At 42.6% G+C, this 18,102-nt stretch carries 12 protein-coding genes; 3 read left to right on the forward strand and 9 right to left on the reverse strand.

All coding sequences use genetic code 11. From position 1 onward, the window contains the following. Nucleotides 1-23: 23 nt before the first annotated feature. From ACLHG7_RS12335 to ACLHG7_RS12345, 3 genes are all read right to left on the reverse strand, one after another. The gene (locus tag ACLHG7_RS12335; protein ID WP_410211308.1) at nt 24-1,481 is read right to left on the reverse strand and encodes a cryptochrome/photolyase family protein; all 1,458 of its coding nucleotides are present in this window, start codon (nt 1,479-1,481) and stop codon (nt 24-26) included. Between the two features lie 59 nt (nt 1,482-1,540). After that, a complete protein-coding gene (locus ACLHG7_RS12340) occupies nt 1,541-3,301 on the reverse strand; it encodes an AMP-binding protein (RefSeq protein WP_410211309.1) in 1,761 nt (586 codons plus the stop codon). Nucleotides 3,302-3,482: 181 nt separating this feature from the next. After that, a complete protein-coding gene (locus ACLHG7_RS12345) occupies nt 3,483-5,345 on the reverse strand; it encodes a M61 family metallopeptidase (protein ID WP_410211310.1) in 1,863 nt (620 codons plus the stop codon). A 259-nt stretch (nt 5,346-5,604) separates the two neighbouring features. Here ACLHG7_RS12345 and ACLHG7_RS12350 point away from each other — a divergent pair, with 259 nt between their 5' ends. Beyond that, nucleotides 5,605-6,930, forward strand: a complete 1,326-nt coding sequence (locus tag ACLHG7_RS12350) for an NAD(P)/FAD-dependent oxidoreductase (RefSeq protein ID WP_410211311.1) — start codon at nt 5,605-5,607, stop codon at nt 6,928-6,930. Between the two features lie 79 nt (nt 6,931-7,009). On the opposite strand, the gene ACLHG7_RS12355 is transcribed toward ACLHG7_RS12350, so the two are convergent. From ACLHG7_RS12355 to msrB, 6 genes are all read right to left on the reverse strand, one after another. After that, the gene (locus ACLHG7_RS12355; RefSeq protein ID WP_410211312.1) at nt 7,010-7,354 is read right to left on the reverse strand and encodes a DUF805 domain-containing protein; all 345 of its coding nucleotides are present in this window, start codon (nt 7,352-7,354) and stop codon (nt 7,010-7,012) included. Between the two features lie 210 nt (nt 7,355-7,564). Then, on the reverse strand, nt 7,565-8,755 hold the full coding sequence (locus ACLHG7_RS12360; RefSeq protein WP_410211313.1) for an ammonium transporter: 1,191 nt from the start codon (nt 8,753-8,755) through the stop codon (nt 7,565-7,567). 307 nt (nt 8,756-9,062) lie between these two features. Next, nucleotides 9,063-12,524, reverse strand: coding sequence for a transcription-repair coupling factor (gene mfd, locus ACLHG7_RS12365; RefSeq protein WP_410211314.1), 3,462 nt, complete (start codon nt 12,522-12,524; stop codon nt 9,063-9,065). 6 nt (nt 12,525-12,530) lie between these two features. After that, nucleotides 12,531-14,093: a lysine--tRNA ligase gene (gene lysS, locus ACLHG7_RS12370; protein WP_410211315.1), complete on the reverse strand. Its 1,563-nt coding sequence runs from the start codon at nt 14,091-14,093 to the stop codon at nt 12,531-12,533. A 243-nt stretch (nt 14,094-14,336) separates the two neighbouring features. Beyond that, nucleotides 14,337-14,822 (reverse strand): glutathione peroxidase, encoded by a 486-nt coding sequence (locus tag ACLHG7_RS12375; RefSeq protein ID WP_410211316.1) that lies wholly within the window; start codon nt 14,820-14,822, stop codon nt 14,337-14,339. 61 nt (nt 14,823-14,883) lie between these two features. Continuing rightward, entirely contained in the window at nt 14,884-15,279 is a 396-nt protein-coding gene (gene msrB / locus ACLHG7_RS12380) for a peptide-methionine (R)-S-oxide reductase MsrB (protein ID WP_410211317.1), read from the reverse strand. A gap of 617 nt (nt 15,280-15,896) precedes the next feature. Here msrB and ACLHG7_RS12385 point away from each other — a divergent pair. Further along, complete coding sequence (locus ACLHG7_RS12385) at nt 15,897-17,114, forward strand: pyridoxal phosphate-dependent aminotransferase (RefSeq protein WP_410211616.1); 1,218 nt, start codon at nt 15,897-15,899, stop codon at nt 17,112-17,114. Between the two features lie 204 nt (nt 17,115-17,318). Beyond that, a complete protein-coding gene (locus ACLHG7_RS12390; RefSeq protein ID WP_410211318.1) occupies nt 17,319-17,867 on the forward strand; it encodes a DUF1566 domain-containing protein in 549 nt (182 codons plus the stop codon). Nucleotides 17,868-18,102: the final 235 nt, after the last annotated feature.

The raw sequence follows: 18,102 nt of genomic DNA on the forward strand, positions 1-18,102 counted from the left end.
TGTTTAAGTTTGAACAACTGCTCTTAATCAGGTATTACCACTGATTTTTTGACGGCCATAAAGCGCTCAAATACTGTCAACGCGTGTTTGCGGGCTTGTACATAGCCTACAATCGGTGATGGATAGTCTCGGCCCAACTCAATGCCATATTGGAGTAATTCTGCTTGATACTGCCATGGTGCATGTAGAAATTTTGCCGGAACATCCGCAAATACAGGCAAGTACTTTTTGATAAATATCCCCATAGGGTCGAATTTCTGGCTTTGAGTCATAGGATTAAATATCCTAAAAAAAGGCTGCGCATCACAGCCTGTCGATGCCGACCACTGCCACCCTCCACTATTCGCTGACAGATCAAAATCCAATAATTTTAAAGCAAAGTAACGTTCACCCAAGCGATAATCAATCAGCATTAGTTTAATCAGGAATGAAGCCGTCACCATGCGCAAGCGATTATGCATAAAGCCTAAGGTATTGAGTTGGATCATAGCGGCATCGACTAAGGGATAGCCTGTTTTCCCATTACACCAAGCCTCGAAGCCTGCAGGATTATCGACCCATGGGAAATCAATATATTGCTTTTTAAATGGTAAAGTAGTGACGTGCTGATAATTAAACAGAATCTGGAAGTAAAAATCGCGCCAGATCAATTCATTCAGCCATGCCTCACAACTCTCTTTTTGATCCCCAGTCAGTGTTTGAGAAAGCCTAACTACATCACGAACAATCTTGCGAATAGAGATGGTTCCAAAGCGTAAATGTACTGATAGAAATGATGTGCCATTGAGACTCGGAAACTCGCGGTCATTTTTATAAAGAAGAATTTTATGCGCTTTGAATTGTTCAAAAAGGACTTCAGCATGTCGGGTCGCCATTGAGATTTTAGCATCGGCAATGCCGGCCTCCACAAAACCGAAATGGTCTAGAGCCAGCATGGATGTCGGATCAAGCCTTTCAAACTTACTCAGCAGTTTTAAGCTGGGGTAAGATAAATAATCTGTAGACTCAAGACGCTTACGCCATGCGTTTTTATAATGGGTATAGACATGATAGGGTTGATCCTGTTGCGTCAATATTTCTTTTTTTGCGAAGATCACAGTGTCTTTATATGAATGGAAAGCAATCTTCAATTGCCCTAACGCACTTTTAATACTGTCATCCCGATTGATACTGGAAGGTTCATAATCCTCGTTACAATAAACCGTATCAACATTCAATCGTTTTGCAAGTGAGACAACATCTTGAGCCGTACCATAATTTACAACCAAGTCTGAGCCTTGTTCATTCAATTGTTTTTTTATATTTTGGACACAATACCAGATGAATTCGACTCGTTTATCTTGTTTGGGTACACCGCTGAGAATGTCTTGATCAAAAATGAAGATAGGAATGACCTGATCATTCTCTTTTAAGCAATGATAAAGTGCACAATTATCATCTAAGCGTAAATCGCGACGAAACCAAAACAGTGCACGCCGCATAAAACTATCCGAAAGACATGAGTAGACTATAAGTTTTTACAGTATGAGGAGGTAACTGATTACTTTTCTTTATCAGAATCAGATTTAACGTCTATCAATTTTTCATCAACTTCGTCCATTTTTAACACACTCCCTACTTTTGAAACAACCGATGCAGGTAACTCCTGAAAAAGGCGGCGTAGAACCTTTCCCATTGGACCACGTGGGACTTTATCGACAAATACGATTTTATCGGGAATTTCATTCGTCTTAAGGTGACTTTGCAGATAAGCCGATAAACGTTCAGGGGTCAGACCGTTACGGGCAACCACAAACAATTTAATAATTCGCTGTGCAGGGTCATCACCTTGCTCATTTTTCAATATTTCTTGCACAGCGACACAATCCACAACATCTTCGTGCTCTGCAACTGCACTTTCAATTTCCTGTGGGAAAACAAGTTCATTATGTACCCAGAATACATCTTTTTTTCGCTCAAGAACCCTGAGGTAACCATCTTCATCTAAGGAAGCAATATCACCAGTCCGTAGCCAACCGTCATGTGTCAGCACATCACTGGTTGCCTGAGGAAGTTGCCAATAGCCACGCATGAGCTGTGGTCCACGGACCCATAACTCCCCCGCTTGGTTAAAACCCAAAGGGTCTCCTTGGCTCGATACAATACGCACTTCTGTTTCTGGTGTGATCACGCCTGAAGTGCCAATTCTAACTCGGTGTGGTGGTGTAGCAGAGATAATCGGCGAGGCCTCGCTTAAACCATACCCCTCAATAATATAGTTCCCAGTATGGTCATGCCATTGCTTTTGCAAGCTTAAACTAGCTGATCCGCCACCGCAGATAAACAATTTAAGCTTCGGATTAACTTTAAAGTTAGTCGATATTTTTAATAATTGATCATAGAGCAACGGAATACCCAACATCGCATCGTAAGGCTTTTCTAATAAAACCTTAGGATTTTCCATTAATGTGCTGATCGTGGATAAAACCAATGTACCTCGCACACTCACTGTCAACAAGAACGTACTTAATCCAAGAATATGCTGTAGTGTGACTGGGCACAAAATGACACTACCCTGCTCTAAACTTTTACCTAAAACATGCTGTCCTTGACGAAGGCTTGCGAGCAAACTGCCATGCGTTAACAGTGCCCCTTTAGCGCGCCCTGTCGTTCCACTTGTATATTGTAATACCGCCAGATCTTCAGATTCGACCACGGGCCATTCAACTCGATGGCTACGCTTTGATAAAATTTCACGTAATCGCGTATGCGTCAGCAATGTTTCTTTACTTTGAATAAGCTGTAGCCAGCGCTTGGGGGACACAAGTTCACGCAAAATAGATTGCACACTCGAATAATCATTCCGACGCGTTGTCACGATATGCCGCACACCTGTTTGTAAAAGTGTAGTTTGGATATCGGCTAATAAATTGGGTGTGGTAATAAGGAGTTTGGCACTTGAATCCTGTAATTGGAACAAAACATCGTGATGCACCACCGCCACACCGAGATTCACCACCACGGCACGAGCTAACCATGCTGCATAGAGTGCTACACCATAGGACAAACTATTGGGCAAATAAATTGCAATCCGATCACCCGGTTTAATATGTGCTTCGTGAATCATCCAGGCCGCAAGCGTCTTGGCGCTCATGGAAAGCTCACGATAACTGAGTGTATCTTTTTCAAACGTTATAGCAGGCGAATCTATGGATTCCTCTATGGCTTTTGAGAATAGATCAAGTAAAGTTTTTTGCCCATTGAATGCAATCCGCCCACGACCAACGTATAAGGCCACGTCCCGATTAGAGCGAACGGCCACGGATGGAACACTTTTTTTTGCTTGCGCCACTAGATACCCTCGCGCCATAAATTACTGAGGGTTAGTACGACAATGAATGATCGAAAAACAGCTCTCATAGGATTTCGCCTTGAATGATTATCCTAGATATTCCATTGATAAACTCTCCTTCAACGCCGAAACTTACACGCAACGAATAACCTTATAGCCACTTCGCCGAACGCTCTGTATCCTCAATAGTAAAACTGGCATGAGGGATTACTGATGCAACAGGCCTCACTTGAATTGCCATTAATTCATCCCGTCGAAATACATGGCATGTAATGAGCTCACCCGTGGTTGTGCTTGCTTCGGCATTAAAACCAGAGATATCTGCCCAATGGTTTAATAAAGTTGAGGACGCGCGTATTCCGTCAATAGCAATCAGTACGTCCTGCGCAGATAATCCAGCTTGAGCACCGACCGAATTGCGTAAAACCTGTTGAATCAGAAGCCCGTGTGACGATTCCACTACTTTAAGCCCCAGCGGCCATGTTTTATTCTCTAGATGAGTTTTAACACCGACTTCACTTAATAATTGGACGATGGGAAGCTCAACGGTCCCATTAACAAAATCTGACCAAAAATCGGTCAAGCGATCACCAATCAAAGCCTCACATAAATCAGGAAGAGTGTCTGCATTGAGATATTGCCCTTGCTGCGCAAGTTCATAAAGTTTGCCCATAATGACATCAAGGGAGCTGCCATTTGCACGTAATTTCAAGTCTAAGCATAACGCGATTAATGCGCCTTTATTGTAATAGCTTGTACTTGCATTCTGAGAGTTTTCGTCAGGCCGGTAGTACTTGATCCATGCATCGAAACTTGAGTCACTCACACTCTGATGAGTTCGTCCTGTATTCTGTAAATAGCGGGTCAGTTGCTCAGCTAACAACTCTAAATAAGATTTCTGATCAATAACACCGCTACGATAAAGGATCAAGTCATCATAATATGAAGTAAATCCTTCAAAGACCCAAAGCATCCGCGTATATACTTCCCGACCCAGATCCAAAACCGCGAACTCTTGCGGGCGTATAAATTTAACTAACCACGAATGAAAATATTCATGACTGCATAATCCCAAAAAACGGCGATAAGAGGCAGAAGGTTGTTCAGGCTCATTAGGCTGCGGTAAATCTTCACGAGGCGTGATCAGACTAGTACAATTTTGATGTTCAAGTCCCCCGTAACTGGACCCTGTAGCCATGACCATAAATAAATAATGGGGAAACGGCGCACTGCCAAAAAACTCAATTTCATAACGACAAATTTTCAAGAGATCATCTGTCAGACGTTTGATGTTGGTACGATGCCGACCAGAGATTGCGATCTGATGTGGGATGCCGCTGACTTCGAATTGTGCAAGTGTTTGCGCAGCAATTTCAAAAGGATGATCAATCAAATGAGTGTAATTTAAGGCTTTAAAATGGAATTTTTGATGAGCTTCGTGATGTTGCTGACTTGTTTTATCTTCAACATTCAGCGGATCTAAAGAGCATGCAATGGGCAAGTTTGCAAATGCGCTACCAGGATCGATCGTCAGCAAAATAGACTGATGCTCCTGCCCCCCAACCGCAAGACATATGCAGGCTGGATTAGCATAAGCCCGAGTTTGGTCGAGATATGCTCCTCGTACCGATAAATCAAATGCATATACTTGATAGCGTATTTCAACCTGTTCACCCGCAGCAGTATCAAGTCTCCAATGGTTCTTGCTAATTTTCTCGATAAAAATCGACTTCGTAACCGAAAGATTATTCAGAATGGACTTTGCGATGGGCGTACTGACATGACGCGAGAATTCGCGAATTAAATAGCTACCCGGCACCCATGCAGGTAGCCATAATTCTTGGTGTGTTTGCGCGGTAAACGTCATCACCACATCAATCAAATGTTGCCCAACGTTTTCAAAAGACAATGTATAAGCAATGGTCGGCTGTACTAAATGTTTAGCGATATGATCTTTGATCAGCGCATCTACTTCTGAATTCTGCTGGGTGTTCATCGCATCATCTGCCATCATTTATGCTTTACTCCATTCGTCAGTCAGCCTATTTGCTATACGACGATGATTATGATTCATTTTTAATCTTAAGCCATTAGCGCAATAATGGCGGGAATCATGCGCTAATTGTAGAACAATTGGCAAATTTATTTAAGCCTATAACTGTCATATTATTTTAGCGATAGGCATACTGATCACAATTATCTTTTGGGCTATTTTCATTTTTGAGCCCCCCCCCCATAAATATTAAAGCTTTCTCAAAACTAGGTGTTTAAACATGACGCAATCCACTGGAACAAAATCTTCGAACGCACTGCATCGCATTGTTATTGTTGGAGGTGGTGCAGGCGGTTTGGAACTGGCAACGCGCCTCGGAAAAAGCTTAGGGAAACAAGGTAAAGCAAAGATTATCCTTGTTGATGCTACGCTGACCCATATCTGGAAGCCCTTGTTACACGAAGTTGCAGCCGGAACGATTAACTCCTTTGAAGACGAACTAAATTACTTTGCCCATGCTTCAAAAAACTATTTCGAGTTTCATCTAGGACGAATGAAAGATATTAATCGTGTAGATAAGAGGTTAATTTTAGAACCTCTTACTGATGAGACGGGTCATGAGATTGCTCCTGAACGCAGTTTACGTTATGACAGTTTAGTGATCGCTATTGGTTCAACATCCAATGATTTCGGAACTCCTGGGGCAAAAGAGAATTGCATTTTTCTCGATTCGCGTGCCCAAGCGGACCGATTCCAGCGTGAATTTCTAAATCTCTACTTACAAGCTCAAGCGCGTGCAATTGAGAACCCAAGTCCTCAAGATCTCAATATTGCAATTATCGGAGCTGGTGCGACAGGCGTAGAATTGGCAGCGGAACTACACCATGCAGCGCATGAATTTACACGATATGGCCTCAATAGCATTGATCCCGGGAATGTCAGAATTACCCTGATTGAGGCAGCAGATCGTATTCTTCCTGTCCTGTCAAAACATACATCTTCCACTGCAACGGATCAATTGGTGGACTTTAATATACAAGTATTAACCAGCCGTCGTGTGACAGCTATACATAAAGACTCAGTCGAATGTGACGGCGGAATCTTTATTCCCGCTACGCTAAAAGTCTGGTCAGCAGGCATCAAAGCACCGGATGTTTTAAAAGATATCGCTGGACTTGAGACCAACCGAATCAATCAGTTGGTTGTGCGCGCCACACTGCAAACAACACGCGATGACTCAATTTTTGCATTTGGCGATTGCGCCAGTTTTACACCTGAAGGTGCAGAACGTGCCGTACCTCCGCGCGCGCAAGTAGCTAATCAAGAAGCTATTGTTTTGGCAAAGATACTCAAAGCAAAACTGCAAGGCAAACCGTTACCCACGTTTAGTTTCAGTGATAAAGGATCTCTCATTTCTTTGGGTGAAACCAATACCGTTGGCAATCTGATTGGAAAAATTAACGTTCAGGGCTTCTTTGCCCGCATCATGTACTTGTCTTTATATCGCCTGCATCAAGTCGCACTACATGGCGTATTTAAAACAGGTGTATTGATGTTCAAAGATTTACTTTCACGTAATTCAGGACCGACCTTAAAATTACATTAAAACGAGACTGGATCATAAAAAGGCCATTGGAGTAACCAATGGCCTTTTTATTTTTGACTTCAGCATTTCCTATTTTCAATTAAGCTTTAGGATTCATTCCATACTGATTACTTTCTGCTTGACCTTCAGTGGCATACCAAACAATCAAAAGGATTATGCCAATGATAGGCACAAAAATAATAAGTTGCCACCAGCCACTACGATTGGTGTCGTGTAATCTGCGGGTCGCTAAAGCAATATTTGGAACCAGAAGCGCCAGAGAATAAATAATGCCTAAAATTTTAGTGCCTAAAATTGCATCTACCACAGCAATTGCAATAGAGATCAAAAGACTCACCAGTACAAACATCCAGAACTCTTCACGACGTGCACGCCCCTCAAATTGTGCATATCGATTTTTTAACACATCGAGATACCAGTTCATTTTTATATCCTTTATAAATTGTACTATTGAAGATCAATGATACAGTCAGCGTTCAAAAATGAAGTAAATGGCTGAAAAACACCCAACCCCATATCCTCGTTTATACAGCAAATAAGAAAATTTCAATATAGAGCGGACATATTTTCTTGAAATATTTAAGTCATAAAAAAACGCACCCTTTCAGCTGCGTTTTTTATTCATAAGACTTTGTTAAAATGTCTCACGTTCAAAAGTTGAAGAAACTTTGTGAATCGTCAGATCAGCGCCTTCGTACTCTTCCTCTGGGGTTAAGCGCAATCCCATGGTCACCTTCAGTACACCATAGACAATCAAGCCTCCAGCCAATGCAATCACGATACCCAAAACAGTACCGATGATTTGCGAGAAGATGGAGACGCCACCTAAACCACCTAATGCTTGAATACCAAATATACCGGCAGCAATACCGCCCCAAGCGCCACATACACCATGCAATGGCCATACGCCGAGCACATCATCAATTTTTAAACGATTTTGTGTAAAGGTAAATAGATAGACAAATAACCCGCCCGCAATTGCACCGATCACGAGTGCTCCTAAAGGATGCACAATATTGGATCCTGCACAAATAGCGACTAAACCTGCTAATGGACCATTATGCATAAAACCTGGATCATTCTTGCCAGCAAGGTTGGCGGCCAAAGTACCGCCGACCATCGCCATCAATGAGTTAATCGCAACCAAACCTGAAATCGCATCTAGACGCTGTGCACTCATGACGTTAAAGCCAAACCAGCCCACAATTAGAATCCATGAACCGAGTGCAAGAAAAGGAATAGATGACGGCGGATGCGCAGCAACGCGCCCATCTTTGCCATAGCGACCACGACGAGCACCCAGTAGCAGTACAGCAACGAGTGCAATCCAGCCACCCACGGCATGCACAACCACTGAACCAGCAAAATCATGAAACGGCGCACCAAAGGTATCTGTTAGCCACTGCTGCACACCAAAGTTATTATTCCAGCTGATGCCTTCAAAAAATGGATAAACGAAAGCAACAAGCAGTAGAGTCGCAATGGATTGCGGATGGAATTTTGCGCGCTCAGCAATACCTCCTGAAATAATCGCAGGAATAGCTGCAGCAAAAGTTAATAAAAAGAAAAATTTAACTAACCCATACCCTTTGTCCGCAGTCAGAACACTTGCGGAATCAAAAAAGGTGACGCCATATGCCAACCAATATCCGACAAAGAAATAAGCAATTGCTGAGATTGAAAAATCAGTCATGATCTTACCAAGCGCATTCACTTGATTCTTTACTCTCACTGTCCCGAGTTCAAGAAAAGCGAAGCCAGCATGCATGGCCAAAATCATCACAGCACCTAACAGTACAAACAATACATCACTACTGCTATTCATTTCACCCCCTCATTGCTTAATCAATATCGTAGGAAAAGACTTCGAAGCACCTTAATCGCACCAAAACCATGCAATCCAAGACCCTTAGATGATCCCCAAAAAAGATCGTCATATTGCCCCAAAGCTGTGCGATTCGACAAGAAACTTTTACAGTTTTTTTGATTAAATGATAAGCGAGTCAAAATAGTGATGCTTTTCTGGATGATGAAATAAAGCAAAGCCCCTACTTAAATAAAAGGAGGGGCTCAAAATTTCTCTTTAATGATTAGACTACATCACATAGATACTTCTAAACGATCAAAATACTTTAACTCATTTGCTCAAGGAGCTCTTTTGCAAAGTTTAAACGTTCTTTTTCATCCATAAGATTCGCTGTCACACGCAAACGGCGACCGCCTTCCATCTTAAAAAACTTCGGTTTAGCTTGAATAATTTTAATGATAGTCATCGCCTCAACAGGTGTCTCTGTTGAAAACTCAATAATACCGCCTTTTGCATTGAAATCCATTTTCTCAATACCCAGCTTTTCAGCCTGAATCCGTAAACGATGGACATGAAACAGGTTCTGTGCCTGATGCGGCAGCATCCCAAACCGATCCATCATTTCAACGCGAATTTCATTCAGTGATTCGGAATCAGAAACATGACTGATACGCTTATAAAATAATAATCGCTGGTGCACGTCACCTAGATATTGATCGGGAATTAAAGCCGGTAAATTTAAATTGATATCACTGGTCAACGATAGCGGGGCATCGAGATTTGGTGCTTTACCATTTTGAATGGCTTTCGTTGCACGTTCGAGCATGTCCATATACAAACTAAAGCCGATGGCTTGCATATTGCCGCTTTGCTCTTCGCCGAGGAGCTCTCCTGCCCCACGAATTTCCAAATCTTCAGTCGCTAAAATAAATCCTGCACCCAACGTTGATGCACGCTGAATCGCATCGAGGCGCTTTTCAGCATCCCCTTTCAGATTTTTAACTGAAGGTACCATGAGATAAGCATAAGCTTGATGATGCGATCGACCTACACGTCCACGTAATTGATGCAATTGCGCTAAGCCCAACTTATCTGCGCGTTCAATAATGATGGTATTGGCATTAGGGACATCAATCCCGGTTTCAATAATCGTTGAACAAACCAAGATATTGGCTTGCTTGTGGTAGAACGCTTGCATAACCTGCTCAAGCTCACGCTCACGCATCTGACCATGCGCAACTGCAACGCGTGCTTCAGGAATCAATGTTCGTAGCTCCGTTGCCGCGCGCTCTATACTATCAACATCGTTGTGTAAGAAATAAACTTGTCCACCACGTAATAGCTCACGCAAAATTGCTTCTTTCAGCGCCGCGCTAGTTTTCTCTAGAACAAAAGTTTTAACGGCGAGGCGTCGTGCCGGTGGCGTAGCAATAATCGACAGATCACGGATACCTGAAAAAGCCATGTTTAATGTGCGTGGGATCGGTGTTGCCGTCAATGTCAGCATATCCACATCAGCACGGATCGCTTTAATCTTCTCTTTATCACGAACTCCAAAACGATGCTCTTCATCGACAATCATGAGTCCTAGATCGTGGAACTCCACACCCTCTTGAATCAGCTTATGGGTACCAATAATGATATCCACCTGACCGGCTGCAAGATCCGCGAGGATTTTATTATGGTCTTTTTTGCTGCCAAAACGCGACAGAACTTCTATGCGCACTGGCCAATCGACAAAACGATCTAAAAAGTTTTCATAGTGCTGTTGTGCAAGCAAAGTCGTCGGGACCAAGACAGCAACTTGTTTTCCACCATGGACGGCAACAAATGCGGCACGCATCGCAACTTCGGTTTTACCAAAACCAACATCCCCGCAGACCAAACGATCCATCGGTTTGGACAAGGCCATATCATGCAGCGTTGCCGTAATCGCATTGGCCTGATCAGGGGTTTCTTCAAAAGAAAATTGGCTACAGAAGATATCGTAGGCATGCTCATCAACCACAAAGGCATGTCCCTCACGCGCTTGTCTACGCGCTTGAATATTCAATAACTCAGCTGCAACATCATGAATTTTTTCTAATGCTTTACGCTTGGCTTTATTCCAAGTATCGGTGCCTAGTTTGTGCAGTGGCGCATGATCTGGATCACCGCCGCTATAGCGGCTTATCAGTTGCAAGTTAGCAACCGGAACATAAACCTTGGCATTATCCGCATAATCAAGTTGCACAAACTCATGCGTTTGATTATCGATTTCTAGGGTAACCAACCCACCGTAACGTCCAACCCCATGATCGATGTGAACCACAGGCGCACCAATAGACAATTCCGATAAACTTTTTACCAGAAATTCTTCGGAGACTTCGGAGACCTTACGACGGCGGCGCTGAATGACCCGCTGACCAAATAGTTGATTTTCAACAATAACAGCTAGCTGATTATCGAGCAACAATCCTCGTTCAAGGGCTGCCATGCCGAGCGCAATAGGCATTTTTCCATTTAAGAACTCTTCCAAACTTTCAACAACGGGCATTTTTCCCAGCGCTGGGCTAATTAGCTCTTTGAGCGTCTCACGTCGGCCTGCACTTTCGGCAATGATTAATACTCGCCCTTTAAATGTCCCGACAAAGCTCGATAAGGCTTGTAATGGATATTGACTCTTATGATCAATTGGCAATAAAGGGGGAACATGCGCTTCGACATTATACGTGCCCTGACGTGGGCTAAATGGCTGCTCTGACAGCACCAGTCGGCCAAATGCTTTAAGCCTTCCAAACAGCTCATTGACCGTTAAAAATAACTCATTGGGCGGTAATATCGGAAGCTCGACATTATGGCGACGATCTTCATACCGTTGATTAATATCTACCCAGAAATGATCTAATACTTGATCGACTTCTTGATCAGAAACAATCAGCGAAGATTCCGGAAGGTAATCAAATAAAGTACCACCTTCAATAAACTCGTCACGCGCAAAAAACAAGGGCTGGTAATACTCCAATCCCTGAGCAGATACCCCATTCAAGACATCTTGATAAAAGGGAATACGCTTCGGACTCGCATCGGGAAATAAGTCACCGAAGCGCTCACGAAACATACCTCGCCCATCAATCAGAGGAAACTCTTGCGCAGGCAAGAGTCTAAAATTTTCAATATGCGTTGTTGTACGCTGTGTTTCGGCATCAAATAACCGCAACGACTCCACTTCATCATCAAAAAGCTCAATGCGAATGGGTTGAGTCTGCCCCATCGGAAAAATATCCATGAGGCTACCACGAAGTGCATACTCTCCTGGTTCAAAGACCGTTTCAACCGCGCGATATCCAGCACGACTTAATCGCTGACGCTGACTTTCAAAATTAAGTTTTTGACCTTTACGAATATCAAAGTGCTGCCCCAGCAACCATTTTGGCGGCGCAATACGCTGAGCTAAAGTCGTCGCTGCAACCAAAACCACACCTTGCTGAGGCATATTTGACAGCAAAGATAAACGCTCAGAAATAATACTTTGATGAACGGAAAGACGATCGTAAGGTAGTGTCTCCCAATCAGGAAAGATATACGGCGTCACGCCAAAAAAACGCAGTTCTTCATCAATCAGACTGACTTGAGCACTGTCTTTTGCAACCATCACTACTAGGTTAGTAGTCCGTTGAACCAGTTCAGCAAGAACCAGTGACGGTAAAGCACCCGTCAAATTACCCAGCCAGCGACGTTCGCCAGCAGGAATTTGAATAAGTGTTTCTGTGATTTGATTAAGGTCAGACAATACCGCAAGCGTCATCGGAAATTAGCCTTCTTTACGTCTCATATGAGGGAACAAAATCACGTCACGGATACTTGCAGCGTCTGCAAATAGCATCACCAAGCGATCAATCCCAATCCCTTGTCCTGCTGTTGGCGGTAAGCCATATTCCAGTGCCTCAACGAAATCAGCATCGAAATGCATTGCTTCATCATCACCGGCATCTTTCTCCGCCACTTGTTGGCGGAAGCGTTCTGCTTGATCAATCGGGTCATTTAGCTCGCTGAAACCATTTGCAAGCTCACGTCCACCAATAAAGAACTCAAAGCGATCTGTAATATGCGGGTTATGGTCATTACGACGTGCCAGCGGCGAAGTTTCCGCAGGATATTCAGTAATGAATGTAGGTTGACGCAGTTTAGTTTCAACAGTTTCTTCGAAAACGATTGTTTGCAGCTTCCCTAAACCAAAACCATCTTTAACTTTTTCTTTTAGTACGGTTTGTACAAAATTTGCCAAGAACTCGCGGTCATTCACTTGCTCAGCATTGATCTCAGGATTGTGTTCTAGGATCGCATTAGCCATCGAAATCTTTTTATATTCACCTTTAAAGTTGAAGACTTCACCTTGATATGGCACATCAGTGGTTCCCAGAATCTGCAGAGCCAAATGTTCAAGCATATCTTCGGTCAGTTTCATCAAATCCTTATAATCTGCATACGCTTGATAAAACTCAATCATAGTAAATTCGGGATTATGGCGGGTAGAAACACCTTCATTGCGAAAATTACGGTTGATCTCAAACACGCGCTCAAAACCACCTACAACCAAGCGCTTTAAATAAAGCTCAGGTGCAATCCGCAAGTACAACGGCATATCAAGCGCATTATGATGAGTTGCAAATGGACGTGCAGCAGCACCACCAGGAATAATATGCATCATTGGTGTTTCCACTTCCATGAAACGCTCATTCAGCAAGAATTGACGAATACCTGCAATGACTTGCGCGCGAATAATAAAAGTCTTGCGTGTTTCATCATTGGTGATGAGATCTAAATGGCGTGCACGATATTTTGCTTCGGTATCACTCAAACCATGAAACTTATCAGGCAATGGACGCAACGATTTGGTCAGAAGCTCAATACGGGTTGCATGAACAGACAATTCGCCCATTTTAGTGCGAAATACATAGCCCTCTACACCCACGATATCGCCCAAATCCCAGGTCTTAAAATCGTCATACGTCGTTTCGTCAATGTCATTTTTGGAGACATAAAGCTGGATGCGACCACTCATATCTTGAATGGTGAGAAAGCTTGCTTTACCCATGACACGCTTGAGCATCACACGACCAGCAAGCTGCACCACAACTTTATCTTGATCTGCGAATTGCTCTTGAGTCACATCAGCATACTGCTCATGTAAATCCTGCGCATAATGGTTGCGGCGAAAAGTATTCGGAAATGCATTGCCACCAGATAGCGCAGTTTTTTCTTGAATTGCTTTTAACTTGGCATGACGCTGGGCAATCAGTTCGTTTTCAGAAACTTGAGGTTCAGTGGTCACTGATTTTTCGGAATTAGCTGGAAATTGCCCTTGCTGCGTCATGGTGTGTCTCGTATTGATCTATATGAATCGGAAAAATAAAACTGACTTGCTCATCAAATTGTAAAAGCCAAGCCGGAAATCTAAAGTCATTAAAAAACGAAGCGGCAAGGATAGCAGATTTAAGGCTTTGGTTCATGTGGCTAGAAAGATTTGCTGGAATGTTTGCATTAAACAGATAGATATAAAAATACCCGTGAATGAACACAGGTATTTTTATATTCTAGCAAAATGAAAACTGTGAAATTAGGCTCTTAATGCCTTTTCGATATCACCGACTATAGACTCAGGCTTAGTCGTAGACGCATAACGGTCAATCACATTACCGTCTTTACCGACCAGAAACTTGGTGAAATTCCACTTCACAGCTTCAGTACCCAAAATACCCTTCGCCTCTTTAGTCAGATATTTATAGAGTGGATGTGCATCATCACCATTCACGTCAACTTTGGCAAACATTGGGAAGCTAACACCGTAATTGCGTTGGCAGAACTCTCCGATTTCAGTATTTGAACCTGGATCTTGAGAAGCAAACTGATTACATGGAAAACCCAAAACCACTAAACCACGGTCTTGGTACTCTTTGAATACGTGCTCTAAACCTTCAAACTGCGGTGTAAATCCACACTTGCTTGCGGTATTCACAATCAATAAAACTTTGCCCTGATAATCAGCAAGACTCTGCTCACCACCCTCAAGTTTTTCAGCACTAAAATCATATACGGTTGTCATTTTTAATGTCCTTGTTCACTTCATTAAATGAAATAGCTTAACCACATAGAGTTTACCTTGATTACTTTTTCTCATCCAGTTTTATGGATGCGGAATTAATACAATAGCGCAAACCGCCCTGATCTTGTGGCCCATCAGGAAACACATGACCCAGATGCCCGCCGCAATTATGACAAGTGACCTCAGTGCGAACACGACCAAAACTTAAGTCTTCATGCTCATCAATAACATATTCATCGAACGGACGAGTAAAGCTCGGCCAACCACAACCTGAATCATATTTACTGGTAGATTCAAACAATTCGACATTACACGCTTTGCAACGATAAATCCCTGCGGCATGGTTATCCCAATAAATACCTGTAAATGCAGGCTCAGTACCTTTTTCACGTAAAATATGAAAGTCTTCAGGCGAAAGCTCTTGCTTCCACTCCTGTTCTGTTTTCTGGATTGACATATGGGCACCTTAATCAAATTAAATCTATTGCTAACAATCAAATTACTTTAGGTTAACTTTGCCATAAATTTCAATCCAAGCGTGTGTTAAATCGGTTAATTCAGACAGTTTCTCGGAACCTAAACCGCAAAAGATAGATAGTAAAAAATAAGATAGATAGCGGCTAATTAAATCTATTCACTTCTGCTGCTTATTTGTATTCACAACTATCAACCCTATTAAATAGAGATTGATATTTACTATCTACCGTGATATTTTACCTAACATTCGTCGCTTTACTAGGCTCTCTGGAGGGTTTCATGTATTTTGTTAACAAAAAAAATCACATCCAAGTTCTTGTATATGCTGGCTATGATGCAGATAAAAAAAGAACAAAATCCAAAAATTTAGGCACTATAAAGGTAGACAGCCTAGAACTATCTACTTTATTAATGCAAAATATTACAGTTCATCCAGAAGATGATACCGAAACACAAGCATACAAACATCAGCTCTTCAAAAAAATAGAAATCAAATTGGATGAACTGAAGCAACAAAAAAAATCACCACAACCACCAATTAATCATTCAAATTCAATAACTGCACCCTCTCTCACCTCTCACACAAAGAGTCCGACCATGTCACGTTCTATCAATAAATCTTCAAAATTAGACAAAGTTTGCTATGACATTCGAGGACCTTTGCTTAAAGCGGCGAATGCGATGGAGGAGCAAGGTCATAAAATTATTAAACTGAATATTGGCAACCCTGCCCCATTTGGCTTTGAAGCGCCACAAGAAATCTTATCTGACATCGCATTTAATCTTCCTAATGCTGTTGGTTATAGTGACTCCAAGGGAATATTCTCTGCCCGTAAGGCCGTCTTACAGTATTACCAACAAAAAGGAATGACTGAAGCCGTTAACGTCAATGACGTCTATATTGGCAATGGTGTCTCTGAATTAATCGTCATGTCCATGCAAGCATTACTGAATAGTGGCGATGAAATGTTGATTCCAATGCCGGATTATCCACTGTGGACGGCATCAGTCAATCTCGCTGGTGGACAGGCCGTTCACTACAAATGCGATGAAGAAAATCACTGGTATCCTGATATTGCGGATATGGAATCGAAGATTACGGCGCATACTCGTGGTATCGTCATTATCAACCCGAATAACCCCACCGGTTCGGTCTATCCAAGACACATTCTGCAGCAGATTGTCGATCTTGCACGGAAACATGATTTGATTCTTTTTGCAGATGAAATCTATGACAAGATTATTTACGATGGGATAGAACAGGTCTCTGTCGCTACCCTCGCACCCGATTTGCTCTGTGTGACTTTTAATGGCCTTTCAAAATCACATCGCGTAGCTGGCTTTCGTTCCGGGTGGATGCTGATTTCCGGAAATAAATCCAAAGCGGGTGATTATATCGAAGGCTTGGACATGCTGGCCTCAATGCGCTTATGCGCCAATGTGCAAGCGCAATATGCAATCCAAACCGCCCTTGGTGGTTATCAAAGTATCAATGATTTAATTCGCCCCGGCGGACGCTTTTATGAGCAGCGGAATATTGCCTGGCAAATGCTGAATGAGATTCCTGGTGTTTCTTGTGTGAAGCCTGAAGGCGCACTGTATTGCTTCCCGCGTTTGGATCCCAAGGTCTATCCAATAGAAGATGATACTGCCTTTATGCTTGATTTATTAAAGGCTGAGAAAGTGTTACTCGTCCAGGGGACAGGGTTTAACTGGCCCACACCCGATCACTTCCGCGTGGTGTTTTTACCCGCTGAAAGTGAATTGAAAGAAGCGATGAATCGAATTAGCCGCTTTTTAGCGACACGCAGATAATCGGCAAAGCACTCTGCCCTCAAAATCGAGGGCTAATGAGCTACAGCAAGAAAGTGATCCAAGCAACCACTCTCTCTATTCAAAAAATGGGTATTGCATCACATTATGTATTGCCAGTTTCTCTAAATTAGAGCAGTATATATCCAAAGTTTTTATCTAATTTTGTTTTTTCAGTCATTGAAAAAAATCAGCATGGGGCACGATATGTATAATAAATTGTTGAGCGTTTTTTTCGTTGTGGTGTCATTTGGATCGGCCAATAATCTGGCTCTTGCCGATGATGCACAGCTCCCTGCTAACTGCCCTGCCCCTGCAGCACCAACAGAAACCACTGAGCCAACTCTTGCATCACAAGGTATGTGGAAAGACCCTAACACTCAGTTGATCTGGTCCCGTTGTGCACTGGGTCAGGAATGGGCAGGAGATGTCTGTACAGGTGAGCCAGTCAAATTAAGCTGGAAAGATGCTAAAGACGAAGTCAGTAAAGTTAAATATGCGGGGAAAGATGGCTGGCGCTTACCGACCTTATATGAACTAAAAGCATTGAAACTTCGAGAAATGTCTAACCCCGCAAAAGCCTGTAACGCACCTTGGTTTTTCAAATCTACAGAGGGTTATGGCTGGAATTGGTCATCCACACCTTACAGCTATTTCGGTGGGAGCTTAGCTTGGGGCGTAGATCTCGATTCTGACAAATGGGACTCTTTAGACAAATCACGGGAACTCCGTACATTCCTCGTTCGCCGTGATTAAATCAATGATCAAGTCTTCTCCATCATTTTCTTACATCTTCTCCACATTATGTGGTTTAGATTGTAAAGTAGTGAAGGTGTTGTGCTGAACAAGTAGTTCCTCTATTTTCAGGTCTATACTTAAAAGCGAACCGATAACATCAGTTCGCTTTTTTTATAGCGTAATCTAGAGGTGTATTATGAAAAAAATTCTCATACCGATGCTGGTTGTCTTATTCTTAAGCGGTTGTATCATT

The sequence above is a fragment of the Aquirhabdus sp. genome (genome assembly GCF_046462495.1).
In the GTDB taxonomy this organism is placed as follows: domain Bacteria; phylum Pseudomonadota; class Gammaproteobacteria; order Pseudomonadales; family Moraxellaceae; genus Aquirhabdus.

Excerpts from the sequence above, each read along its gene's own strand:
- ACLHG7_RS12360 (WP_410211313.1), bottom strand. The coding sequence starts at position 8,755 with ATGAATAGCAGTAGTGATGTATTGTTTGTACTGTTAGGTGCTGTGATG.
- lysS (WP_410211315.1), bottom strand. The coding sequence starts at position 14,093 with ATGACGCAGCAAGGGCAATTTCCAGCTAATTCCGAAAAATCAGTGACC.
- ACLHG7_RS12390 (WP_410211318.1), top strand. The coding sequence starts at position 17,319 with ATGTATAATAAATTGTTGAGCGTTTTTTTCGTTGTGGTGTCATTTGGA.
- ACLHG7_RS12355 (WP_410211312.1), bottom strand. The coding sequence starts at position 7,354 with ATGAACTGGTATCTCGATGTGTTAAAAAATCGATATGCACAATTTGAG.
- ACLHG7_RS12385 (WP_410211616.1), top strand. The coding sequence starts at position 15,897 with ATGTCACGTTCTATCAATAAATCTTCAAAATTAGACAAAGTTTGCTAT.
- mfd (WP_410211314.1), bottom strand. The coding sequence starts at position 12,524 with ATGACGCTTGCGGTATTGTCTGACCTTAATCAAATCACAGAAACACTT.
- ACLHG7_RS12345 (WP_410211310.1), bottom strand. The coding sequence starts at position 5,345 with ATGATGGCAGATGATGCGATGAACACCCAGCAGAATTCAGAAGTAGAT.
- ACLHG7_RS12350 (WP_410211311.1), top strand. The coding sequence starts at position 5,605 with ATGACGCAATCCACTGGAACAAAATCTTCGAACGCACTGCATCGCATT.
- ACLHG7_RS12335 (WP_410211308.1), bottom strand. The coding sequence starts at position 1,481 with ATGCGGCGTGCACTGTTTTGGTTTCGTCGCGATTTACGCTTAGATGAT.
- msrB (WP_410211317.1), bottom strand. The coding sequence starts at position 15,279 with ATGTCAATCCAGAAAACAGAACAGGAGTGGAAGCAAGAGCTTTCGCCT.
- ACLHG7_RS12375 (WP_410211316.1), bottom strand. The coding sequence starts at position 14,822 with ATGACAACCGTATATGATTTTAGTGCTGAAAAACTTGAGGGTGGTGAG.